The organism is Bacillus sp. cl96 (genome assembly GCF_900100505.1).
Classification (GTDB): domain Bacteria; phylum Bacillota; class Bacilli; order Bacillales; family Bacillaceae_G; genus Bacillus_A; species Bacillus_A cereus.
Window position 1 is genome coordinate 15,472 of sequence record NZ_FNDM01000006.1, and the last position, 23,898, is coordinate 39,369.

The following is a 23,898-nucleotide window of genomic DNA, read 5'->3' on the forward strand; positions in this document are numbered from 1 at the left end:
CCCCGCTTTAATTATGCGTTTTTGATTATCGCTACATCCATGTTTTTAATAAGTTCATTAGCGAACTCAGAACATTTCACTTCTGTTGCACCTTCCATTAAGCGTGCGAAATCATAAGTTACTACTTTTGAAGCAATTGTTTTCTCAACAGAAGCAGTTACTAATTTCGCAGCTTCGTTCCATCCTAAGTGTTCTAATAATAATACACCTGAAAGAAGAACAGAAGATGGGTTTACTTTATCTAAACCTGCATATTTTGGAGCTGTACCGTGTGTAGCTTCAAAGATAGCATGTCCAGTCACATAGTTAATGTTTGCACCAGGTGCAATACCAATTCCACCTACTTGTGCAGCAAGTGCATCAGAGATATAGTCACCATTTAAGTTCATTGTTGCAACAACATCGAACTCACGTGGACGAGTTAAAATTTGTTGTAAGAAGATGTCTGCAATAGAATCTTTTACGATGATTTTTCCAGCCACTTCAGCGTCTGCCATCGCTTTATTCGCTGCATCTTTACCATCTTTTTCAACGATACGATCGTATTCAGCCCAAGTAAATACTTTGTCGCCGAATTCTTGTTCCGCTACTTCGTAACCCCAGTTTTTGAAAGCACCTTCTGTAAATTTCATAATGTTTCCTTTATGAACTAATGTAACAGAAGAGCGTTTTTCGTTAATTGCATATTGAATTGCAGCACGAACAAGACGCTTTGTCCCTTCTTCTGAAATTGGCTTAATACCAATACCAGATGTTTCTGGGAAGCGGATTTTATTAACACCCATTGCTTCTTTTAAGAAAGCAAGAACTTTTTCTGCTTCTGGAGATCCTTGCGCATATTCAATTCCAGCATAAATGTCTTCTGTATTTTCACGGAAAATAACCATATCAGTATCTTCCGGACGTTTTACAGGTGAAGGAACACCTTCAAAATAACGAACTGGACGTAGACATACATATAAATCTAATTCTTGACGAAGTGCTACGTTTAGAGAACGAATACCACCGCCAACTGGAGTTGTAAGTGGACCTTTAATCGCGATTAAATATTCACGAATTAAGTTTAAAGTTTCTTCTGGTAACCACTCGCCTGTTTGGTTGAATGCTTTTTCCCCTGCAAGCACTTCTTTCCAAACGATTTTCTTCTCACCATCATAAGCTTTTTCAACTGCTGCTTCTAGTACGCGAGATGCAGCTGCCCAAATATCAGGACCAATTCCATCTCCCTCGATAAATGGAATAATCGGATTGTTTGGTACATTCATAACACCATTAGTTACAGTAATTTTTTCACCTGTCGTCAATGTGATAACCCCCATGTTTGAAATTTCATATGTATGAAACTGAGGGAATAACCCCTCAGTTCAAACCGTTAGTCAAATTAAAATATTCTAATCATTACATCTTTCCGAAAAAATCAGACTTTTGAAAGCGTATTTTCACTATCAAAATAGTGTTATTCGCTTATCGTTGTGCAATTGGAACATACACTTGATGCGTTGGTCCATTATAATCAGCACGCGGACGAATTAAACGGTTGTTTTCATATTGTTCTAGAATATGAGCTAACCAGCCTGACATACGGCTAATTGCAAAAATAGGTGTAAATAAGTCATGGTCAATTCCTAAACAATGGTATACAGAAGCTGAATAGAAATCAACATTTGGTGGAAGACCTTTTTCTTTTGTTACAATGTCTTCAATTTTGATAGACATATTATACCATTTCTCTTCTCCTAAAAGCACGCATAATCTCTTAGACATTTCACGTAAGTGTTTTGCACGTGGATCACCCTGCTCATACACACGGTGGCCAAAGCCCATGATTTTCACTTTATTTTGAAGAGCATTATGAATATATGACTCTACATTTTCTTCTTCACCAATCTCAGTTAACATCTTCATTACATTTTCATTTGCCCCACCGTGAAGAGGACCTTTTAATGCACCGATTGCTGCTGTAATACCAGAATATACATCTGAAAGTGTAGCTACGCAAACACGTGCAGTAAATGTAGAAGCGTTTAACTCATGATCTGCATGAAGTACAAGCGCCTTATCAAAAGCTTCAATTTCAACTTCATTTGGCTCGCGATCATTTAACATGTACAAGAAGTTTGCAGCTAATGATAAATCCTTTCTTGGCTCAACAATATCTAAACCTTTACGGATTCTCGCGTAAGCAGCAACTAAAGTTCCTACTTGCGCCTGTAATTTAACCGCTTTCAAATAATTGGACTTTTCGTCCATAATTTCAGCGCTCTCATCGTATAATGATAGCATGGAAATTGCAGTTCGTAAAACAGACATCGGATGTGCAATTTTTAAATCTACTTGTTTCAAATATGTTAAAATCTCACCTGGAACTTTATAGTATTCTGATACAATTTCATTAAATTCTGCTAGTTCTTTTTCATTAGGAAGCTTGCGGTGCCATAATAAGTACACTACTTCTTCAAACGTAGCATTCTCAGCTAAATCATCAATATTATACCCAACATAAGTTAATGTATCATCAATAATAGAGCTCACAGATGATGTTGTTGCTACTACCCCTTCTAAACCTCGAATAACAGTCATGACATTCTCTCCTTTTCCTGAAAATTCTCCCAACCTTGCTCCTTATATCTATTTGCTCCCCTTTTGAATTATGAACGCCCGTTCACTCTTTAGGCAAGCAAAATGCACGATCATGCAAATTTGTTGCAATGTTCCCCTCTTATTGTCCATTGTTTACATGGAAAGCATGAGCGTGAATGTCTCCCCGAATCCTCACGCTCAAAACAACAAGTTAGTGAGGAAAATTAATTCCGAAGAGTTTTATGATAAAAACAACATAAAACAATATCATTATAAAATTGTTTTATGTTGTTTTTATTTTATCTGGTGTAAAGTCTCTGCTGTTATGTAACTTTTCAAAGTTTCTAATCCTATTATAAACAATTATCTGACTTTTGTGAACAGAAAGAATTCAAAAATTTTATATTACTATAAAATTCCTTATTTAAACATTTGTATAATACTCATAACCGCATAGGCAATTCCAGCCCCAATTAACGGACCAACAGCAACCCCATTAAATAGCGCAACCGCTATAATTGTCCCAAAAACAAGCGCAGTTGTAATGTGGGGATCCGTTGTCAACAATTGTACGCCGCCTTTCGCTAACAAAGCGACCGCTACACCTGAAGCTAAAGCAATCCACGCATAATAAGATTTTGCCGCTTCTCCAAGTTGTTTAAAACCTATTTCCCCCGTCGCAATCGGTACGAGCACCGCTATTGTAATGACCGTTACACCTAGGTTAATTCCTTTCGTTTGTAAATAAGGAAAGACCTTATCTCCTAAAAACGTAAACTTCAATAAAAATAACACACCAATAGCCACAGTAAGCGATTGGTTTTTCGCAATAAGTCCTATAATAAGTAGTATGAATAAAAATAACGTTGACTGACTAATCATGTTTGCACTTCCTTTCTGAAAATAATGAACTCATTTCCAAACAAAAATACCTTTAAACCTATCGTTATACATGATATATCGATGCCTATTCAACATGAATCACTTCATTTTTTATGTATTTTAAAATGATAAATTGAGACTTTCACCATAAAAATTTAAGCGTGTATACATTTAAAAAAACAGACGTCTCTTCTTTCTTTTCTAATTAGAAACAGGTAAAATAAAAAGAAGAGAAAATGAAGTTTTTACCATATAGTAGAAGCATCAACACCAAGCTTTCACAGTCACTCACATACTGAAAAAGCAGGAAAAATCCATCATTCCACTATAACATAAAGTGAAACTTTAATCAGTGGGGCACACTCGTTATAAGTTGAACGAATTAGGATAATCCAAATTGGAATGGGAGGTATACATCTTTGAACCGAAACTTACTATATATGATATTGCGACTCATATTTGTCATTGTAGCAACGGTAGCTGGGTTCTATGTATTACTATACATGTCAGGGCTTATCTATCCTTTTATTATCGCTTTTGCATTTGCTTATTTGATTAATCCTGTCGTCAATTTCCTTAATCAAAAACTACAATTTCCTCGCGCACTAGCAGTACTCGTTAGCTTAATTCTCGTATTTGGAGCTATCGTTGGACTTGTTACATATCTTGTGACTGAAGCAATATCTGCCACAACATACTTACTACAACTTGTTACAGTAAAGTTTCCAGATATCGTTACATTCGCTCAGCAATTTGCACTTAATCATATTATGCCTCTCTACGATGATTTAATCTCTAAATTTAATCATCTTGGAGAACCACAGCGCTATACAATTACACAAAACATTCAAAACTTAGGAACAGAAGCGACAACACAAATGAAAGAACTTTTAACCGCCATTATAAGCGGGTTAACGAATTTCATTAGTGCACTGCCAACAACTTTAACTGTCCTTGTATTCATTTTATTAGCCACTTTCTTCATTAGTTACGATTGGCACCGTCTTGCTCAGAAAGCAAGAAAATTGCTACCGAATCGTGTACATGGCTATGGAAAAACTATTTTTGTCGACTTAAGAAAAGCTTTGTTTGGTTTTGTGAAAGCACAACTTACACTCGTATCTATGACAACTGTCATTGTACTAATCGGGCTTTTAATATTACGCGTACCATACGCCATTACTATCGCGATTATTACAGGGGTTGTAGATTTACTACCATATTTAGGAACAGGCGCAGTCTTTGTTCCATGGGTTATATACGTATTTTTCACTGGCGATACCGCATTCGCCATTGGTCTTCTCATTTTATACATCGTCGTGATTGTCCAAAGACAAATTATGGAGCCGAAAGTACTTTCATCTAACATCGGTCTCGATCCATTAGCAACACTCGTCGCTCTATTTGTCGGCTTTAAACTTTTTGGCTTTTTAGGATTAATCATCGGCCCAGTCACCTTAGTACTACTTAATACATTACACAAAGCTAATGTCTTCCATGACTTGTGGAAATATATTAAAGGTTCACCTTCAAAATAATAGTTTCTAATTCATACACAACAAAAAACTTACATGTAATCAGTGGGAAATTCCCACTGATTATTCCTTGTACTTATTTTTCATACTTATTACATAAAACAAGAGAATTGCACTCAAAAAAGATAATTCTCTTGTTTTTTTGCATGAAAAACGCATATTCCGTGGTGTTTTTACATATTTATTCTATTTATTTTATAATTATCATTTACATTTATTACTTTTTATGTAAATGAATAAATATACAAAATAGCATAAAATAAGACTTCAACTAACAATCTCCGCCTTTTTATATGAATTTTTTACACCAATCGTTCCTCTATATAAGAAAACAAAACTTTAATTTAGCAGTGTTTCCCTCCATCTTATTCATCTAAATTAATAGCACTAAAAAATCACAAGTTTAATCGAAGTACACACAAGAGTTCAAACGAAAATTATATAGCAAATATAATAAGCGAACGTTTTGTTCATCCCCACTCATCATTCGCCCCACATCAGACACTTACGAGCAGCCCAGCTTTGAGATAGAAATTCCACCCCACAAATAGCGCGGTAAAACAAAGCTTCAATCAGCAAGTTCCTCTCCTTTTACAAGACAAAAAAAATAGCACTTAGATTTCTACAATCTAAGTGCTATTTCTGAATAATAATAGTAGAATTCTTTCTAAATTTCCATTCCATCCACTTCATAACAAGCGGCTTCAATAAAGCTCTCGTAATAGGGATCACGCAGATAAACCCTAGCATATCTGTCACATACCCAGGAAGCACTAAGAGAATACCTCCTACAAATACAAAAATACCATCTAGTACCGCCTCACCTGGCATTTCCCCTCTATTCAACTTAGATTGAATCTCTCCAAGCACTTTAAACCCTTGTCTTTTCGCCAAATACACACCTACAACACCTGTAAATACAATCATAGCGAACGTAGACCATAAACCTATTACATGACTTGATCCAATTAAGACCGTAATCTCAATCGCCGGTATTAAAATAAACAAGAATAGTAACCACTTCATAGTTCTACACCTCTCTCACATCTCACTTTTAACGCCCTCACAATGCCTATATACATCATATGAAATATAGATACCCTTTCATATTAAAACCCATAACAAACAGCTTTTAAAAGCAATTCTAGGCGCTTTAAGCTAATTTTATCTCGTTTTTGTGTAAAAAAAAGAGAAGGACTCCGATCCTTCTCTCCGTATTACTTATAGCACTTCCGCATGTCCATTATAAACAATTCCGCGTGCTGCATCAACTGTTACTTCTTGGCCATTTTTTAAAGTTGCTGTTACGCCGTTTACACCAACGATAACAGGAATACCGATTGATACACCTACAACAGCTGCATGGCTTGTTAAGCCACCTTCTTCTACAACTAAAGCTGCAGCTTTTTCGATTGCAGGAATCATATCTTTATCAGTGCTTGTTGTAACAAGGATATCACCTTCGTTTACGTTCGCTACAGCTTCAGCAGCTGTTTTTGCTACAACTACTTTACCTTTTGCAGCTTTACGACCGATTCCTTGTCCTTTAGCAATTTCTTCACCAACAACGTGGATTTTCATTAAGTTTGTTGTACCAGTTTCAGCAACTGGAACACCAGCAGTAATCACTACAGTATCTCCAAGTCCGATTAGGCCTGCATCCATACCTGTTTGAATTGCTGTATCTAACATTTCGTCAGTTGAAGCTGCGCGCTTCTCAGCCATAAATGCTTGTACACCCCAAACAAGCGCAAGACGACGTCCTACTTGCTCGTCAGATGTTACAGCTACGATTGGAGATTTTGGACGGTATTTAGAGATCATTTTCGCAGTATATCCACTTTCTGTTGGAGCTACGATTGCAGCTACATCAAGAGCAAGTGCTGTATGTGCAACAGATTGGCTAATTGCATCTGTAATTGTTGGAGTGAACTCTTTAATACGTTTTTTGAACATATCTTCATATTGTAATGATTTTTCAACACGTACCGCAATGTTAGCCATCATTGTTACTGCTTCTACTGGGTATTGTCCAGCAGCTGTTTCACCTGAAAGCATGATTGCATCTGTACCATCGAAGATTGCGTTAGCTACGTCACTTGCTTCCGCACGAGTTGGACGTGGGTTACGTTGCATAGAATCTAACATTTGTGTTGCAGTAATAACTGGTTTACCTAACACGTTACATTTTTTAATTAGACGTTTTTGTACTAACGGTACTTCTTCTGGTGGAATTTCTACACCCATGTCACCACGAGCTACCATTAAACCGTCAGAAACTTCTAAGATTGAATCGATGTTGTCGATACCTTCTTGGTTTTCGATTTTTGGTACGATTTGGATGTATTGAGCGTTATGCTCTTCTAATAATTCACGGATTTCTAATACGTCAGACGCTTTACGTACGAATGAAGCTGCAATGAAATCAACTTTTTGCTCGATACCGAAGATGATATCTTTTACGTCTTTTTCAGTGATACCAGGAAGCTTAATGCTTACGTTTGGTACGTTAACACCTTTTTTATTTTTTACAGTTCCGCTGTTAAGAACTTTTGTACGGATGTTTCCATCAGCTTTTTCGATTACTTCTAGTTCGATAAGACCGTCATCGATTAGAATACGAGAACCTGGGTCTACATCGTCATAAAGACCAGCATAAGATACAGAGAACTTCTCTGCAGTACCTAATACTTGCTCAGTAGAAAGAACTACTTCTGCACCTGTTACAAGCTCAGCTTGTCCGTCTACGAAGTCGTGAGTACGGATTTCTGGACCTTTTGTATCAAGTAAGATACCAACTGTTTTACCAGTTTTCTTTGAAGCTTCACGAATGTTTTTAATACGAGCTCCGTGCTCTTCATGGCTACCATGAGAGAAGTTTAAACGAGCAACGTTCATACCTGCTTCGATTAATTGCTCTAATTTTTCAATACTTTCACTAGCAGGACCTATAGTACATACAATTTTAGTTTTACGCATATTGCACCTCCGAAAATTATGAAACCGTTCCCAAATATCTGACATTACGCCGATTAGATGGATAATTCTTTAGATAATTGATACATGTCTTTATCGATTGTATGCTTTTGAGCTAACGCTTCGATAATGTCATGATCAACAAGTTTGTTATCTTGAATACCTACACAACGTCCGCCTTTACCAGCAATTAATAATTCAACTGCTCTTGCGCCAAGACGACTTGCTAATACACGGTCTTGTGCACTTGGTGATCCACCACGTTGTACGTGACCTAATACAGTTACACGAGTATCAAAGTTTGTTGCTTCTTCAATGTGCTTACCGATGTCAATTGCACTTCCAACACCTTCAGCTACAACGATAATACTGTGTTTTTTACCACGTTCACTACCACGCTTCAGACGAGCGATAACATCATCCATGTCATACTCTTCTTCTGGAATTAAGATCGTTTCCGCACCATCAGCTAAACCAGCCCATAATGCGATATCACCAGCGTGACGTCCCATTACTTCGATAACATATGTACGTTCATGAGATGTAGCTGTGTCACGAATTTTATCAATTGCATCAATAACAGTGTTTAAAGCTGTATCGAAACCAATTGTGAAGTCTGTTCCAGGGATATCATTGTCGATTGTACCTGGTACACCAACACATGGGAATCCTTGTTCAGTTAATTTTTTAGCGCCTTGGTAAGAACCATCTCCACCAATAACAACAAGTCCTTCGATACCGTGTTTCTTTAATTGCTCGATACCTTTTAGTCGTACTTCTGGATCTTTAAACTCAGGACATCTTGCTGTATATAATTTTGTACCACCGCGGTGGATAATATCGCCAACAGAACCAAGTTCTAATTTTTCAATGTGACCAGAAATTAATCCAGCGTATCCATGGTAAATACCATATACTTCAATATCATGGAAAATCGCTTTACGAACAACTGCACGAATGGCAGCATTCATACCAGGTGAATCTCCACCACTTGTTAATACACCAATACGTTTCATTTGTACTCACCTCATAAAGATTATTTGCCTTATAATAAAATAACACGAAAAAATATAAAAATACAATGGAGAAGATGTGTCTTTTCATAATAAAAACGTGCATTCGCGAAGTGGAACGCACGCTTTTCTTATTTTATCCAAATGGAAGCGTTTGAAAACGAAACTTGCCCAATTTTCATATATTTTTCATAACGTTTTTCGATTAATTCATCTTTCGAAATTCCGTTTAATTGTTCAAAAGTTTTTCGAATCATTAAGTCTATATTTTCTGACTGTTTCAAAATATTACGGTGAGCTCCGCCTCTTGCTTCTGGAATAATTTCGTCAATTACACCTAATTCTTTCAAATCTGCTGCTGTAATTTTCATTGCCTCTGCAGCTTCCTTTGCTTTTCCTGCATCTTTCCAAAGAATTGCCGCTGCACCCTCTGGTGTAATAACAGAATAAGTGGAATTTTCTAGCATATGAATGTAATCTCCAACTCCAAGGCCTAGCGCACCACCACTACCACCTTCGCCGATAACGATACAAATAACAGGTACCGTTAAACCTGCCATTTCAAATAAATTGCGGGCGATAGCTTCACTTTGACCACGTTCTTCAGCAGCTTTACCAGGATAAGCTCCTTTCGTATCAATAAAACAAATAATAGGACGATTAAACTTTTCCGCCTGCTTCATTAAACGTAATGCTTTTCGATATCCTTCTGGATGAGGCATTCCAAAGTTACGGCGAATATTTTCTTTCGTATCTTTTCCGCGCTGATGCCCAATTACAGTTACAGGCATCCCTTTATATTTCGCAATGCCACCGACAATCGCTGCATCATCGCCAAATAGACGATCTCCATGACATTCGAAAAAATCAGTAAATAAGTGCTCAATATAATCGAGCGTTGTCGGTCGTTCTGCATGACGAGCAATTTGAACACGGTCCCATACTTTCAGATTGCCGTATATATCTTCCTCTAAATTTTCTAGCTTTTCTTCCAAAATACGAATCTCCTCGCTGAAGTCCATCTGGCTGTTTTTCGTATAGTCTTTCAGTTCACGAATCTTATTTCTTAGCTCAACAACTGGTTTTTCAAATTCTAGCTCTGCCATACAGCCATTTCCCCTCCTTGATGAACTTCTAAAATCTTGCGAAGTGATTCTCTCATATCATCACGATGCACCACCGCATCTAATTGACCATGATCTAGTAAGAATTCTGCCGTTTGGAAATCTTCTGGTAGTTTCTCACGCACCGTTTGTTCAATTACACGTCTACCAGCAAATCCGATAAGTGCACCTGGTTCTGCAAGATTATAATCACCAAGTGAAGCGAAACTCGCTGAAACCCCGCCCGTCGTTGGGTGAGTCATAACAGAAATAAATAATCCTCCTGCATTACTATGCTTTTTCAAAGCTACGCTTGTTTTTGCCATTTGCATTAAACTTAATATACCTTCTTGCATACGGGCACCACCCGAAGCAGTAAAGATAATAAATGGAACTTGTAAGTCGTACGCCTTTTCAACCGCACGGGCGATTTTTTCTCCTACTACAGAGCCCATGCTCCCCATTCGAAAACGAGAATCCATTACTGCAACAACAACAAGCATGTCATCAATTGTTCCTTCACCAGTTACAACCGCTTCGTTCAATTCAGTCTTCTTACGATCGCTCTCTAGTTTCTCTTCATAACCTGGAAACTCGAGTGGATTTAATGAAACCATTTCTTTGTCATACTCACGGAATGACCCTTCGTCCAATATACTATCAAGACGTTCCCATGCATTCATAGGATGATGATATCCACAATTCACACATACTTTTAAATTTTTTAGAAGTTCTTTCGTATACATGATTTTTTTACATTCCGGACATTTTGTCATAACGCCATCTGGTACATCTTTTCGTACTTGTTCTGAAGGTATTGCAGCGTACTTTTTCTTTTTCACGAATAAATCTCTTAGCACAATTTGACCCCCTTCGTTGAGAGCTAAGGTTAGCGTAAGAAGAAAATGGGGCTAACACCAAAGTTTGATGTTAGCCTTATCTTCTCAATCTGTCTAATAACCTCACTCTTTACGTTTAACTTTAACCGCTAAGCGGTAGAATGTTTGTCATAACGTGTCATGGTCATTTCGACAAATTTTATACATTACGAGTGAAACTGTATATTCTCTACTAATTCATCGTAAATTTTTAGTGCATCATTTTCTTGTTTTTCTTCCAAAGTAGCATAAAGCTTTCTATACATATCGATAGAATCTCTTGAAACTTTACAAGAAAGAGTTGCTACGTAATCATTTACGATCATCCAAATGCGATATAGTAAATAATTATCGACTTGTTCAATAAGTGTTTTAAAGAACGTTTGATGAAGCGTTGGGACTGAGCTTTCATTTCCTTCAAGTACTTGGTGTAATCTACTTAGTACTTTAGAAAACGTTTCTTTCGGTAAATTACATACAATTCGAATCATATCTTTCTCAAGTAATCGTTTCGTTTGTAATAAATCACGAATTGTTTTCTCATCTTGCAATAAGAACGGGGCAATTAATTGTACAAGACCGTTATCATAAAAGTTTCGAATAAACGTCCCTTCACCACGTCTCGTTTCAATCAATCCTACCAGTTCTAAAGCACGCAATGCTTCTCTTACAGAGGAACGTCCTACGTTTAAGCGTGAACTTAACTCACGCTCAGACGGCAAACGATCCCCCGCCACCAAACCATCCTCTTCCATAATGGAACGGATTTTTTTTACAATTTCGAGATATACTTTTGTATTTGATGATGTCAATGGAAATTCCTCGCTTATTCTTTACCAATCAGCGCTAATTGTTTTGTTTTTTCAGCGATCTCATTTGGATCTACTTGACGGCGAGCTACTCCTGTCTCCATTGCTGCTTTTGCAACGTAAGCCGCTACTTGAGGCGCTACACGCGCGTCAAATGGTGCCGGAATGATATAGTCTGCATTTAACTCATCTTCTGCTACAAGCTCAGCAATAGCCTGTACAGCTGCCATCTTCATTTCTTCGTTAATTTGTGTCGCATGTACGTCAAGTGCACCGCGGAAAATACCAGGGAACGCCAGTACATTATTTACTTGGTTCGGGAAGTCAGAACGACCTGTTCCAACAACAGCTGCGCCCGCTGCTTTTGCCAATTCTGGCATAATTTCTGGAACTGGATTCGCCATTGCAAAAATAATCGCATCGTCATTCATTGTACGAACCATCTCTTCTGTTAATGCACCTTCTGCAGATACACCAATGAATACGTCCGTACCTTGTACAACATCAGCTAAAGAACCTTCTATACGATTCTTATTTGTATATTTTGCAACTTCATCCTTCACCGGATTCATACCTGTAGGACGACCATCATAGATTGCGCCTTTACGGTCACACATAATAATGTCGCGTACACCATAGCGATATAAAAGTTTAATAATTGCAATACCTGCTGCACCTGCGCCATTTGCGACAACTTTAATGTCAGACATTTTCTTTCCAACTAATTTCAGTGCATTTACAAGACCTGCTACTGTTACAATAGCTGTTCCGTGTTGATCATCATGGAAGATAGGAATATTTGTTTCTTTTTTCAAACGCTCTTCAATAATGAAGCAGTTTGGTGCTGCGATATCTTCTAAGTTAACGCCGCCAAAAGTTGGCTCCATTAATTTTACAGTTTCAACAATTTTATCTACATCGTTTGTATTTAAGGCAATTGGGAATGCATCTACACCAGCAAAGCTCTTGAATAATACAGCTTTACCTTCCATTACTGGAAGAGATGCTTCAGGTCCAATGTTACCAAGACCAAGTACAGCTGTTCCATCTGTCACAACTGCTACCATATTTCCCTTCATCGTATATTCATATACCTTACTTTTATCGTCATAAATTTCTTTACAAGGTTCTGCAACCCCTGGAGAATATGCAAGACTTAAATCTTTTGCATTTTCTACTTTTACTTTTGATACAGTTTCTAATTTTCCTTGATGCACTTTATGCATGTGAAGTGCTTCTTCACGAAGTGTTGACAAACTATCCACTCTCCTCAAATTATTCTTGCTGATATCAATTTCTCCAAGTGGTCTGACCACGAACACTACTACTATAATAATCGAAGTGTAGGGAAATTGTCCATTATATTTTCACAACTACATTTTCTTCCCCGACAATTTCACGAAGTGCTCCTAAACATTCTTCACTTGGATGAATCGATAAACTCCGAGATAATTGTACCATTTTATGTTCCTTTTCATAATAAATTAGTACTTTCGCAAAACCTGAATAGTCGAACAATATTTTCGTAACCTGATTTAAAAGCTTTTTCTCATACTGAGACGGCAATTTCACGTAAACAGATGCGTCTTTCTTTTCTTCATAAACATCCATTTCCTCTAGCGGATATAGTCCATTTACAATCCATTGCAGCTTATGATTTCTTAGCTCAATCGTACCGTCAACTAAAACAATTGCTCCTTCTTGCAACTTATCCGAGAAATGTATATACGTTTCCGGGAAGAGGACCGCTTCCATTTCATCATTTTGATCACAGAATGTAATAAATGCCATCTTTTGAAACTTTTTCGTACGAATCACTCTCACACTTGTTATATACACAATAGCTCTTTGTACTTTTTTCTTGTGTCGCATCGCCTGAGCGAGAGATGGAATTTCTAATTCTTTTGCTAACTTCACATATTGCGCTGTCGGATAACTTGATAAATAAAAGCCAAGTGCTTCCTTCTCTTTATTTAGTTGTTCAATAAAAGATAACTCTTCTCCTTGTACATATTTTGATTTTGGAACAGCATCTCCTAAATCACGTGCGAGATTCGCGTACTCTAACGCCCCTTTAATACTTTTCCATAAATTCGTTCTCGAAACACCAAAATCGTCAAAACATCCCGACCAGACGAAAGCTTCTAAATTACGCTCCGTTACGAACTTTGACGGCATACGAAGACAAAATTCAAATAAATCTTCGAACATTTTTTTCTCTCGTTCTTCTAATAATGCCGTCACTGTAGCCATTCCAATATTTCGGATCGAAAGTAAACTGTAACGTATCGCATTCCCTTCTATTTGGAAGTTGTAGCCACTCCTCTGAAGAGACGGTGGCAAAACGTGAAAACCTTTCCGCTTCGTTTCTCGTATATACTGTACAATCTTATCTTCATTTCCAATTGCGCTTGATAATAATGCCGTCATAAATTCCAGCGTATAATTCGCTTTCAAATAGGCAAGCTGATATCCAATCATACTGTAAGCTACAGCGTGACTTCGGTTAAAACCGTAATTCGCAAATCTTACAATTAAATCGTAAATTTTCTCTGCGGATGTCTCATCATAACCATTTCGCAAACATCCTTGGACGAAATGCTTACGTTCCTGATCTAAAATATCACGATTTTTTTTACTCACCGCACGGCGCAGTAAATCTGCTTCTCCGAGCGAAAAACCAGCTAACTTCGATGCAATTTGCATAATTTGTTCTTGGTATACAATGACGCCGTATGTTCTTTCTAAAATTGGCTTTAAATCCGGATGTAAATATTCAATTTTTCTTTTTCCATGTTTCGATTCAATAAAAGTCGGTATCTGTTCCATCGGTCCTGGTCTGTATAACGAGTTAACAGCTACGATATCTTCAAACTCATTCGGTTTTAACCCGCGAAGTACATTTCGCATACCACCCGACTCAAGCTGGAATACACCTGTTGTATCCCCTCTGCCTAATAATTGGAACGTCTTTTCATCTTGAAGAGGTAAGTTTCTTATATCGATTTCTTTCCCTGTTTTGTTCGCGATAAATTTTATAATATTTTCAAGTAACGTTAAATTACGTAATCCTAAAAAGTCCATCTTAAGCAAACCAAGTTCTTCTAGCGCATCGGCTGGATATTGCGTAACATAAACATCGTTATGTCCTTCTTGAATTGCTACACTTCCTGTTAGCGGTTCTTGACTCATAATAACACCAGCCGCATGAATAGACGTATGACGTGGTAAACCTTCTACACGTTTTGCGATTTCAAATACACGCTCATGCAGAAGATTCCCTTGTATAAACTCACGAAGTGATTGTGATTCTTCATATGCATCTTTTAACGTTATACCAAGCTTTGATGGAATAAGTTTTGAAAATATATCAATATCTCGCGGCGGAAGCCCCATTACGCGGGCAATGTCTCTAATTGCCGCTTTTGCTGCAAGCGTACCAAACGTTACAATTTGCGCAACACGGAGCTGACCGTATTTATCTTTCACATAGCGAATCATCTCATCACGTCTTACGTCTGGAAAATCAATATCAATATCGGGAAGCGTCACACGTTCAGGATTTAAAAACCTTTCAAATAATAGATCGTATTCAATTGGATCAATATCTGTAATTTCTAATACGTATGAAACGAGTGAACCAGCTGCCGATCCACGACCTGGTCCTGTTAGAATATGATTTTCATGTGCATACTTCATAAAATCCCATACGATGAGGAAATAATCACTAAATCCCATACGAGAAATAACATTTAATTCATGATCCAAACGCTTTATATGCACTTCTTTCGGTTCACCATATCGTTTCCGCAAACCTTCTTCACAAACACGACGCAAGTATATATCACTCGTTTCATTAGACGGAACAGGAAACTTCGGAAGTTGATTTACATGGAACGGTATTTCTACTTGGCAACGCTCTGCAATTTTTATTGTATTTTGGATTGCTTCCGGCGCATGGGAAAATAGTGCTTCCATTTCATCCGATGACTTTAAATAATACTGATCTGTTTTCAGCCTCGGCCTATCTGGATCAGTCATTTTCGTTCCACTTTCAACAGATAGTAAACATTCGTGAACAAGCGCGTCACTTTGATTGATATAGCGCACATCGTTTGTTGCAACGACTGGAATATTAACCCTACTAATAAATTCAGGTAGTTTCTCTTGTAAAAGCAACTCATCTTGAATCGCATGATGCTGCAAACTCATATAAAAATGGCCAAACATATTTTGATACGTGCGAGCTACTTCTTCAGCCTGACTCTCATTGTCTTCTAGTAATAATTGCTCAATTTCGCCATCTTTACCTGGTGAAATTGCAATTAATCCTTTCGCATAATGCGCAAGCCACTTCTTAGGAATACCTTCTTTGGACTTTGTCATAATACTGCTAGAAATCTTTAATAAATTTTGGTAGCCTATTTCATTCTCAGCAAGTAATACAAGCGGATAAGACCTTTCTTCTTCTTCACTAAAAATAGAAGCGGTTAATCCAATAACGGGCTGTATACCATGTTTCTTACATGCTTTATAAAACGGAATAACGCCATACATAACATTTTCATCCGTAATAGCCAGCGATGAAAAACCGAGTTCTTTCGCCCTGACTACAAGCTCATCAATTTTACAAGCACTTTTTAATAAACTAAAAACGGTTTGACATTGTAAATGCACAAACTTCACTGTTGTACCCTCTCTTTACCTATTTGACTACTTTTATTATAGGTGATGAGGAAAGTGGAAATCAAAACATACTTCTTATACTTTGTCCATATATATGAAGAAGAAAGGGGAATGACGATGGATGTAAGAGAACATACTTTTTTCTCTCTGCTTATTATTAGTTATTTTATTGCCTTTGGGGTTATACTTGGCGGTTCATTAATTGGTGGATTTGGTGCGTTTCTTATCGGAAAACCAGCTCTAACTTACATTAATCAATTCGCCCAAAATTTAAGAATTTGGGCACTCGTTGCAGCAATCGGCGGAACATTCGATACCTTTTATAGCTTTGAAAGAAGTTTCTTTGGCGGAGATATGAAAGATATCGTAAAGCAAATTCTCCTTATTTTTTTCGCAACTGGTGGTATGCAAACAGGTCTCATTATTATTAAATGGCTAACGCAGGAACATGTATGAGAGTACCAAGTGCCAATACAGCAAAAAGATGGTACTTAGTATTAGCTGGGGCTGCTGTTGGAGGCGTGTTGAGCTGGTTTATTTTTTTGTACATATACGGTGTTTTTCAAGAAGAACAAGCTAGTAAAATAGCAGAACAAAGAGAAATTATAGAAAAACAAGAAGCAAAGCTCCACGTCCTTCTCGAAGATCAAGAAAAATTGAACACTGAAAATAAACGGCTCTTAACCATTCAAGAGATTAAAATAAAACTTATCAATCGAGAAAAATACGATTTAGACAATCTCACACTCGAAAATATGACTACATCTATCCATAATGACCTCCAACATCTTTTAACGAAAAACATTCAAAGTATCGCAAAAAATAAAGACCTACTTAAAAAGGTAATCGAAAATAAAACGTACAAACATTACGATCGGCTATACCGTTTTAAAGTCGATACAATATCTTTTGATACAGTGCTTGAAATTAGCATTACTATAGAGAAAGAAAAATAAAGAAGGAGGGCTTTAGCGCCGCTCCTTCTTTTCGTTCTAACATATAGTCTCTTATTTACAAATCTCACGTAAATCAGCAAAAAGACGATCCGCTTCTTCCCAAGAAGATGCCTTCGCACCAGAAGCCATCGGATGCCCCCCGCCGTTATATTGCATTGCTAATTTGTTTATAACTGGTCCTTTTGAACGAAGACGAACACGAATTACGTCGTCTTCCTCTAAAAATAGAACCCACGCCTTTAATCCATCAATATTGCCAAGCGCTCCAACAACACCAGATGCTTCAGAAGGAAGTACATCAAACTCTTCTAATACTTCTTTCGTTAATTTAATGTAAGCTGCTCCTTCTTCTACCATCGTAAAGTTTTGTAAAATATAACCGTTTAAACGAGCAATTTTTTCTTTTGTCTTATACATCTCATTGTATAAATCTGTGAATTTCACACCCATGTCAACAAGCTCACTTACGTAACGAAGTGTTTTTGCTGTCGTATTCGGGAATAAGAAACGACCTGTATCTCCAACAATTCCTGCTAAAATAAGGCGGGCTGCTTCTTTTGTTATTTTTAATCCTTTATCTTTTCCATAGTTATAAAACTCATAAATCATTTCACTTGTAGAACTCGCTGTCGTATCTACCCACGTAATATCTCCATACGGATCTTCATTTGGATGATGATCAATTTTAATTAACATCTTCCCTTTTGTATAGCGTTGATCGTCAACACGTTCTTGATTCGCAGTATCACAAACAATAACAAGCGCATTTTCGTATACACTATCTTCAATATCATCCATTACTCGTAAGTATGCTAGTGACGGTTCATTGTACCCAACCGTATAAATATTTTTCTCTGGAAACGATTCTTGTAGAATTATACCAAGACCACCCTGTGAACCTAACGCATCTGGATCCGGACGCACGTGGCGATGAATAATAATTGTATCAAACTCTTTAATTGCTCCTAAAATTTGCTCATGCATATGTATAATCTCCTTTTTAATCAACTTCTTCACTTTATCCTCCATTATAACGGAAAGTATTTCATACATGCGAACAATTGCTTTATAATAAAAGTTAGAAAGTTTGGATATTTCTTTTTATTTTCTATTATTTTTCACAAAGCGATGGGAGTGTTCATTATGCCAGTATTAGTCTTCTGTATTATCGTCTCATTTATGTTGTACCTCTTTTACAAAACAAAATACTTTCGTACAAACCGCCCAATGGAGAAAGGTTGGCTCTCAGGAAAATCCGCAATGGCACTCGGTTCATTCGTTTTATTTTTCGGGATAAACCAATTCTTTTTAGAACTTTCAACCGCTCGTATTATCGTTGGTGTTTTATTCGTTCTATTTGGTAGTGCAAGTGTATTTAACGGGTTTCGCCAATACAAACATTTCTTGCCATTAGCAGTTAAAGAAGCTGAAGTCTATGAAGCAACGTAAAAAAGCATCAATATTGTGATGCTTTTTTACGTCCCTTAACTTTCAAAATCATATACGCAACAAACGCAGATGGTATATTAAATGGGTTCCCTTGTACGTGAAAATGTAATTGTTCTTCTCCAAAAGACATTTTTTCATATAACTCTCGCTGAGATAATCCTGTCTTTTCCTTTTTTTCATGTAAACCTTGTAAATATAAATATTGAATCGGTATCATTACAAGAAAGTAAAATAGTGCGATACTACCAAAAAAGAGTACGGCTGACGACATAATGCATACCACCTCTCGCGATTCCATTTTCTTACAATATAATCATAACACAATATACAACTGAATTGAATTATTATTCCGTCTTTTCTCACATTACTTTTCCACTCCATCCCATACATATTTCACTAAAACTCCCATCTAAAATCATGCCTTTCAAATTTAAAACAACAAAAAAAGATGGAACAAATCAAAACGATTTGTTCCATCTTTTTATTTATCGATTAACTGAACCATAAGTAATGCTTTTCCAACAACATTACCTTCATGATGCACCTCTACATCGACCTTACCAAATTTACGTCCAATTTCTAATACTTTCGGATGAACAGATACAACATTATCAATTTGAACCGGCTTTACGAAATAAATCGTTAAGTTTTCAACAATTAAATCACTTTTCTTTTGCGCACGAATGACGCGATTTGTCGCTTCTGTCACAATTGTTGCAAATACACCGTACGATAACGTCCCGATTGAGTTCGTCATTTGCGGCGTCACCGAAAATTGATATAGATGCTCATTCTTCGCTTCTTTTGGTGTCATAAATTGATTCGTTACAATATCATCAATGGTTTCTCCAACTTGTGGCTGACGTTGAATCATTTGCAGTGCCTGAAGTACATCTTGACGGCTAATAATACCTTGCAGTTTGTTTCCTTCCTCAACGACAGGAAGTAATTCAATTCCTTCCCACACCATCATACGTGCCGCAGCTGCGACAGACATTTTACCGTTCACTGTAATTGGGTGTTTTGTCATTACTTTATCAATTGGTGTTTCTTTCGCTACTCCGATCATATCTTTTGAAGTTACGATTCCTAGTACTTTGTTACTTTCATCGACAATTGGATATCTTCCGTGCATTGTCTCTTCGTTATATGCATGCCATTGCTGTACTGTATCACTCGGCTTTAAATATAACGTTTCTTCAATTGGCGTTAAAATATCTTCAACGAGTACAATTTCTTTCTTAATAAGTTGGTCATAAATTGCACGATTAATTAACGTTGCGACCGTAAATGTATCGTAGCTACTTGAAATGATCGGCAGCTTTAATTCGTCTGCTAATTTCTTCACATGATCTTCCGTATCAAATCCGCCCGTAATTAATACAGCGGCTCCAGTTTCTAGCGCTAATTCATGTGCATTGGTACGGTTACCAATAATGAGTAAATTCCCAGCTTCTGTATAGCGCATCATCGCTTCTAATTTCATAGCTCCGATTACGAATTTATTTAATGTTTTATGTAGTCCTTCTCTGCCTCCAAGTACTTGACCGTCGACAATGTTAACGACTTCTGCATATGTCAGTTTTTCGATATTCTCTTTCTTCTTTTGTTCAATTCGAATTGTTCCGACACGTTCAATTGTACTAACATATCCTTTATTTTCTGCATCTTTAATTGCACGGTAAGCGGTCCCTTCACTTACACTCAAATCTTTCGCAATTTGTCTTACAGAAATTTTATGGCCTACTGGCAGGCTATTAATATGTTCTAAAATTTGGTTATGCTTGGTAGCCAAATGGTTTCACCATACTTTCTTTTCCCTAAATTCTTCATGTGTTGTACTTTTAGTATACTATATTTTCAAAACTGTTACACTCTCTCTTTGCATACCTGTACTATTTTTTTTATAACAAAATGACGCTTACATTCCACCAGTCATTCTATTACAACAATGTAATGCTATTGTCATCTCATTCGATAGTTCGCCCACTTAATTGCCTATACAATTAAGACAAGAAATAAAACAAAGGAGCGAACACATAATGAAAAAACTTTTAGAGGTTGTAGGTGCTGTATTTTTAGCTTTCGTAGATGGGAAAAAAGTTGCAATGGAATTGAATGAAACACCTGAACAACCACGTACCAAAAGAGAAGAATCACCAAAACAAATACAAGCATTAAAAGCTGTCCTACACACGTAAAAAACCCTTCACTTTTCTTTTCAAATGAAGGGTTTCTTTTCTATAGTGTAATACTTTCTCCAGCTTCTAATACTTTCCCTGTACAATTTTGTAGCTTTTCTACAAATTGATATGGATCTTGTTCAATAACTGGGAACGTATTGTAATGCATCGGTACAACAGTTTTCGCATTAATCCATTTTGCTGCTAGTACAGCATCTTCTGGCCCCATTGTGAAATTATCACCAATTGGTAAAAATGCTAGATCAACTTTATTTAATTCCCCAATTAACTTCATATCAGAGAATAGTGCAGTATCTCCTGCGTGGTATACAGTTTTCTCTTCTGCTGTAAATAAAATACCTGCTGGCATACCTGTATATGTAATCGTCTTATTTTCTTCATCAATATAACTAGAGCCGTGGAATGCTTGTGTAAACTTCACTTTTCCGAAGTCAAATTCATGTGAACCACCAATATGCATCGGGTGTGTATTTACACCTTGCCAACTTAAAAATGTTGCTAGTTCAAATGGCGCTACAACAACTGCATTATTTTTCTTCGCAAGTTCTACTGTATCTCCAACATGATCACCGTGTCCATGCGATAAAAGAATTGCATCCACTTTTACATCTTCAGTTTTTAAATCTGTTTTCGGATTACCTGTTAAAAACGGGTCAATTAAAATAACTTTTCCATTCGCCTCAATTTTCACAACTGAATGTCCATGATAAGATACTTTCATTATTACATTCCTCCCCTGTTCACATTCTCACTTTGTATTCTACATGATTTTTCAATTCCCTGTCTTTTCTAACATCTATTTACTTGTCATAACGCTTTCTTCCGAGTTAAAGTTATATTTGTAATTAAATATCTCGGGGGTGCCAATCGATGAATGCTAGATTAGAAAATTTAATGCAATGGCTAAAAGAAAAAAACGTAGAAGCTGCGTTCTTAACTTCTACACCAAACGTCTTCTACATGACAAACTTCCACTGTGAACCACACGAAAGATTACTTGGTATGTTTGTATTCCAAGAAAAAGAACCTATTTTAATTTGCCCTAAAATGGAAGAAGGTCAAGCACGTAACGCTGGCTGGGCACATGAAATTATCGGATTTACTGATACTGACAGACCATGGGATATGATTGCAAAAGCAATTAAAGACCGCGGCATCAATGCAAATGCAGTTGCAATTGAAAAAGAACATTTAAACGTAGAGCGCTACGAAGAATTAACGAAATTATTCCCAAATGCAGCTTTCAAATCAGCTGAGGAGAAAGTTCGCGAACTTCGTTTAATTAAAGATGAAAAAGAACTTTCTATTTTACGCGAAGCAGCTAAAATGGCGGACTATGCTGTTGAAGTTGGTGTAAATGCAATTAAAGAAGATCGTAGTGAACTAGAAGTATTAGCAATTATTGAACACGAATTAAAAACAAAAGGCATACATAAAATGTCATTTGATACGATGGTATTAGCAGGTGCGAACTCAGCTCTTCCACACGGTATTCCTGGCGCAAACAAAATGAAACGCGGTGATTTCGTACTATTTGATTTAGGCGTAATCATTGACGGTTATTGCTCTGATATTACACGTACAGTGGCATTCGGCGAGATTTCTGAAGAACAAACTCGTATTTACAACACTGTACTTGCTGGACAACTACAAGCAGTTGAAGCATGTAAACCAGGTGTTACACTTGGCGCAATCGACAACGCTGCTCGTTCTGTTATCGCAGATGCAGGTTACGGAGACTTCTTCCCACACCGACTTGGTCATGGACTTGGAATTAGCGTACACGAATATCCAGATGTAAAAGCTGGTAACGAGTCTCCATTAAAAGAAGGTATGGTCTTCACAATCGAACCTGGTATTTACGTACCAAACGTAGGTGGCGTTCGTATTGAAGATGATATTTACATCACAAAAGACGGATCAGAAATTTTAACGAAATTCCCGAAAGAGTTACAATTTGTAAAATAATAGAAAAAGGCAGCGGGAGTGCTGCCTTTTTCTATTTCCCTACTATTTCAAATTTCTCTACAATCATTTTTGCTGGATAACTTTCAAGTATTTGAGAAAACCATACTTTTATTTTATCCCCTGTTTTTAACTGTTTATATGCGTCTTTGTCCTTAAAGCTCAAGACTATATGTGCTGGATGCTCTTTATTCATTTGTTGTTCTATATAATGTTGCAACTCTACTTTTGTTTCAACCGTTTTATCATCGGCAAAAAACATCGTGTCATTTCTTAATATGATATACCCTTCTTTAGGTACTTCTTTTACCGTTACTTGCTCTACTTGTTTTGTATCACACGCTGATAATACGACTAGAAATACACTTAAAAACATAACAATTTTCATATGCCTATTCATTTTTAACTCCTTACTCTAGGCTATTTCAAATTTAACACCATCTTCTCCTCATACTTATCATCCCATTTAATCACAACTTCTATAGGTTCATCTTTAGAGATAGGCGCGCAACTTACACAAGAAGACTTCATTTCAACCTTTGCTCCTCTATGAACTTCTGACGTTTGTGTCATTGTACTAAAGGCTCCATTAATAGCAATCTCTAAGTTTTTAAATTCTGTCTTTCCATCCCCGCCCTTATATTGAAACGTAAACATTCCATCTTCACTGTCATCCTTAATATGCCCTTTATATTGTCCAGTCCAACTTTTGCTCTCGCTAGAAAAAGTAAAATACCAAATCGAGCAGCTTCCTAAAAAGAAAATACTAATGAAAAAGAATAACGCTCTCTTCATCATGCCCCTCCATTCAAATGCACTTATTTATTGTCTATTTCTTCCTTCTATTATACTATTAAAATAC

At 36.9% G+C, this 23,898-nt stretch carries 23 protein-coding genes; 6 read left to right on the forward strand and 17 right to left on the reverse strand.

All coding sequences use genetic code 11. The features are described from left to right. Window positions 1-11 precede the first annotated feature (11 nt). The 3 genes from icd to BLT20_RS14785 form a co-directional block, all read right to left on the reverse strand. Window positions 12-1,304, reverse strand: coding sequence for an NADP-dependent isocitrate dehydrogenase (icd, locus tag BLT20_RS14770; RefSeq protein ID WP_000206898.1), 1,293 nt, complete (start codon window positions 1,302-1,304; stop codon window positions 12-14). A 160-nt stretch (window positions 1,305-1,464) separates the two neighbouring features. Next, window positions 1,465-2,613, reverse strand: a complete 1,149-nt coding sequence (citZ, locus tag BLT20_RS14775) for a citrate synthase (protein WP_000503652.1) — start codon at window positions 2,611-2,613, stop codon at window positions 1,465-1,467. Window positions 2,614-3,000: 387 nt separating this feature from the next. Beyond that, window positions 3,001-3,462 (reverse strand): DUF441 domain-containing protein, encoded by a 462-nt coding sequence (locus BLT20_RS14785; protein WP_000625507.1) that lies wholly within the window; start codon window positions 3,460-3,462, stop codon window positions 3,001-3,003. Window positions 3,463-3,881: 419 nt separating this feature from the next. On the opposite strand from BLT20_RS14785, the gene ytvI reads away from it, so the two are divergent. After that, entirely contained in the window at window positions 3,882-5,000 is a 1,119-nt protein-coding gene (gene ytvI / locus BLT20_RS14790) for a sporulation integral membrane protein YtvI (protein WP_001081388.1), read from the forward strand. 633 nt (window positions 5,001-5,633) lie between these two features. Here ytvI and BLT20_RS14795 read toward each other — a convergent pair. The 8 genes from BLT20_RS14795 to dnaE all read right to left on the reverse strand — a co-directional run bounded on the left by BLT20_RS14795 (window position 5,634) and on the right by dnaE (window position 16,462). Further along, window positions 5,634-6,023: an FxsA family protein gene (locus BLT20_RS14795; RefSeq protein WP_000871628.1), complete on the reverse strand. Its 390-nt coding sequence runs from the start codon at window positions 6,021-6,023 to the stop codon at window positions 5,634-5,636. Window positions 6,024-6,218: 195 nt separating this feature from the next. Beyond that, window positions 6,219-7,976, reverse strand: a complete 1,758-nt coding sequence (pyk, locus tag BLT20_RS14800) for a pyruvate kinase (RefSeq protein WP_001232673.1) — start codon at window positions 7,974-7,976, stop codon at window positions 6,219-6,221. Between the two features lie 53 nt (window positions 7,977-8,029). Then, entirely contained in the window at window positions 8,030-8,989 is a 960-nt protein-coding gene (gene pfkA / locus BLT20_RS14805) for a 6-phosphofructokinase (RefSeq protein WP_000821157.1), read from the reverse strand. Window positions 8,990-9,117: 128 nt separating this feature from the next. Beyond that, the gene (accA, locus tag BLT20_RS14810) at window positions 9,118-10,092 is read right to left on the reverse strand and encodes an acetyl-CoA carboxylase carboxyl transferase subunit alpha (protein ID WP_000818804.1); all 975 of its coding nucleotides are present in this window, start codon (window positions 10,090-10,092) and stop codon (window positions 9,118-9,120) included. Next, window positions 10,080-10,949, reverse strand: coding sequence for an acetyl-CoA carboxylase, carboxyltransferase subunit beta (gene accD / locus BLT20_RS14815; protein ID WP_000942856.1), 870 nt, complete (start codon window positions 10,947-10,949; stop codon window positions 10,080-10,082). The genes accA and accD overlap by 13 nt, the downstream gene beginning before the upstream one ends. A gap of 185 nt (window positions 10,950-11,134) precedes the next feature. After that, window positions 11,135-11,779: a FadR/GntR family transcriptional regulator gene (locus tag BLT20_RS14820; protein ID WP_000204448.1), complete on the reverse strand. Its 645-nt coding sequence runs from the start codon at window positions 11,777-11,779 to the stop codon at window positions 11,135-11,137. Between the two features lie 14 nt (window positions 11,780-11,793). Further along, window positions 11,794-13,002 (reverse strand): NADP-dependent malic enzyme, encoded by a 1,209-nt coding sequence (locus tag BLT20_RS14825; protein WP_161946891.1) that lies wholly within the window; start codon window positions 13,000-13,002, stop codon window positions 11,794-11,796. Window positions 13,003-13,135: 133 nt separating this feature from the next. Continuing rightward, complete coding sequence (gene dnaE, locus BLT20_RS14830; protein WP_000673728.1) at window positions 13,136-16,462, reverse strand: DNA polymerase III subunit alpha; 3,327 nt, start codon at window positions 16,460-16,462, stop codon at window positions 13,136-13,138. Between the two features lie 42 nt (window positions 16,463-16,504). Here dnaE and BLT20_RS14835 point away from each other — a divergent pair, with 42 nt between their 5' ends. Both BLT20_RS14835 and ytrI read left to right on the forward strand, forming a co-directional pair. Continuing rightward, window positions 16,505-16,918: a YtrH family sporulation protein gene (locus BLT20_RS14835; RefSeq protein WP_002026415.1), complete on the forward strand. Its 414-nt coding sequence runs from the start codon at window positions 16,505-16,507 to the stop codon at window positions 16,916-16,918. After that, window positions 16,915-17,418, forward strand: a complete 504-nt coding sequence (gene ytrI / locus BLT20_RS14840; RefSeq protein WP_001265736.1) for a sporulation membrane protein YtrI — start codon at window positions 16,915-16,917, stop codon at window positions 17,416-17,418. The genes BLT20_RS14835 and ytrI overlap by 4 nt, the downstream gene beginning before the upstream one ends. Window positions 17,419-17,469: 51 nt before the next feature. On the opposite strand, the gene BLT20_RS14845 is transcribed toward ytrI, so the two are convergent. Then, on the reverse strand, window positions 17,470-18,402 hold the full coding sequence (locus BLT20_RS14845) for a DHH family phosphoesterase (protein WP_000545127.1): 933 nt from the start codon (window positions 18,400-18,402) through the stop codon (window positions 17,470-17,472). A 159-nt stretch (window positions 18,403-18,561) separates the two neighbouring features. On the opposite strand from BLT20_RS14845, the gene BLT20_RS14850 reads away from it, so the two are divergent. After that, on the forward strand, window positions 18,562-18,867 hold the full coding sequence (locus BLT20_RS14850; protein ID WP_001144776.1) for a YtpI family protein: 306 nt from the start codon (window positions 18,562-18,564) through the stop codon (window positions 18,865-18,867). Window positions 18,868-18,874: 7 nt separating this feature from the next. Here the strand turns inward: BLT20_RS14850 and BLT20_RS14855 are convergent, their stop codons facing one another. Beyond that, window positions 18,875-19,138 carry a DUF3949 domain-containing protein gene (locus BLT20_RS14855; protein WP_000093045.1) on the reverse strand — a complete coding sequence of 88 codons (264 nt, stop codon included), beginning with the start codon at window positions 19,136-19,138 and terminating at the stop codon, window positions 18,875-18,877. 210 nt (window positions 19,139-19,348) lie between these two features. Beyond that, window positions 19,349-20,662: a CBS domain-containing protein gene (locus BLT20_RS14860; protein WP_000201572.1), complete on the reverse strand. Its 1,314-nt coding sequence runs from the start codon at window positions 20,660-20,662 to the stop codon at window positions 19,349-19,351. Between the two features lie 247 nt (window positions 20,663-20,909). On the opposite strand from BLT20_RS14860, the gene BLT20_RS14865 reads away from it, so the two are divergent. Then, entirely contained in the window at window positions 20,910-21,068 is a 159-nt protein-coding gene (locus tag BLT20_RS14865) for a hypothetical protein (RefSeq protein ID WP_000734566.1), read from the forward strand. A 40-nt stretch (window positions 21,069-21,108) separates the two neighbouring features. Here BLT20_RS14865 and BLT20_RS14870 read toward each other — a convergent pair whose 3' ends face one another. Next, entirely contained in the window at window positions 21,109-21,792 is a 684-nt protein-coding gene (locus BLT20_RS14870) for a metal-dependent hydrolase (protein WP_000868927.1), read from the reverse strand. A gap of 149 nt (window positions 21,793-21,941) precedes the next feature. Between BLT20_RS14870 and pepQ the strand changes: the two genes are divergently transcribed. Continuing rightward, the gene (gene pepQ, locus BLT20_RS14875) at window positions 21,942-23,039 is read left to right on the forward strand and encodes a Xaa-Pro dipeptidase (RefSeq protein WP_000994026.1); all 1,098 of its coding nucleotides are present in this window, start codon (window positions 21,942-21,944) and stop codon (window positions 23,037-23,039) included. Window positions 23,040-23,070: 31 nt separating this feature from the next. On the opposite strand, the gene BLT20_RS14880 is transcribed toward pepQ, so the two are convergent. Both BLT20_RS14880 and BLT20_RS14885 read right to left on the reverse strand, forming a co-directional pair. Then, window positions 23,071-23,436, reverse strand: coding sequence for a DUF3221 domain-containing protein (locus tag BLT20_RS14880; RefSeq protein ID WP_001079377.1), 366 nt, complete (start codon window positions 23,434-23,436; stop codon window positions 23,071-23,073). Window positions 23,437-23,456: 20 nt separating this feature from the next. Then, complete coding sequence (locus BLT20_RS14885) at window positions 23,457-23,831, reverse strand: hypothetical protein (protein ID WP_000816717.1); 375 nt, start codon at window positions 23,829-23,831, stop codon at window positions 23,457-23,459. Between the last annotated feature and the right edge of the window lie 67 nt (window positions 23,832-23,898).

Excerpts from the sequence above, each read along its gene's own strand:
- accA (WP_000818804.1), bottom strand. The coding sequence starts at position 10,092 with ATGGCAGAGCTAGAATTTGAAAAACCAGTTGTTGAGCTAAGAAATAAG.
- BLT20_RS14880 (WP_001079377.1), bottom strand. The coding sequence starts at position 23,436 with ATGAATAGGCATATGAAAATTGTTATGTTTTTAAGTGTATTTCTAGTC.
- ytrI (WP_001265736.1), top strand. The coding sequence starts at position 16,915 with ATGAGAGTACCAAGTGCCAATACAGCAAAAAGATGGTACTTAGTATTA.
- BLT20_RS14850 (WP_001144776.1), top strand. The coding sequence starts at position 18,562 with ATGCCAGTATTAGTCTTCTGTATTATCGTCTCATTTATGTTGTACCTC.
- BLT20_RS14795 (WP_000871628.1), bottom strand. The coding sequence starts at position 6,023 with ATGAAGTGGTTACTATTCTTGTTTATTTTAATACCGGCGATTGAGATT.
- pepQ (WP_000994026.1), top strand. The coding sequence starts at position 21,942 with ATGAATGCTAGATTAGAAAATTTAATGCAATGGCTAAAAGAAAAAAAC.
- pyk (WP_001232673.1), bottom strand. The coding sequence starts at position 7,976 with ATGCGTAAAACTAAAATTGTATGTACTATAGGTCCTGCTAGTGAAAGT.
- BLT20_RS14845 (WP_000545127.1), bottom strand. The coding sequence starts at position 18,402 with ATGCATGAGCAAATTTTAGGAGCAATTAAAGAGTTTGATACAATTATT.
- BLT20_RS14855 (WP_000093045.1), bottom strand. The coding sequence starts at position 19,138 with ATGTCGTCAGCCGTACTCTTTTTTGGTAGTATCGCACTATTTTACTTT.
- BLT20_RS14865 (WP_000734566.1), top strand. The coding sequence starts at position 20,910 with ATGAAAAAACTTTTAGAGGTTGTAGGTGCTGTATTTTTAGCTTTCGTA.
- BLT20_RS14825 (WP_161946891.1), bottom strand. The coding sequence starts at position 13,002 with ATGCATAAAGTGCATCAAGGAAAATTAGAAACTGTATCAAAAGTAAAA.
- pfkA (WP_000821157.1), bottom strand. The coding sequence starts at position 8,989 with ATGAAACGTATTGGTGTATTAACAAGTGGTGGAGATTCACCTGGTATG.
- BLT20_RS14885 (WP_000816717.1), bottom strand. The coding sequence starts at position 23,831 with ATGAAGAGAGCGTTATTCTTTTTCATTAGTATTTTCTTTTTAGGAAGC.
- BLT20_RS14870 (WP_000868927.1), bottom strand. The coding sequence starts at position 21,792 with ATGAAAGTATCTTATCATGGACATTCAGTTGTGAAAATTGAGGCGAAT.
- BLT20_RS14785 (WP_000625507.1), bottom strand. The coding sequence starts at position 3,462 with ATGATTAGTCAGTCAACGTTATTTTTATTCATACTACTTATTATAGGA.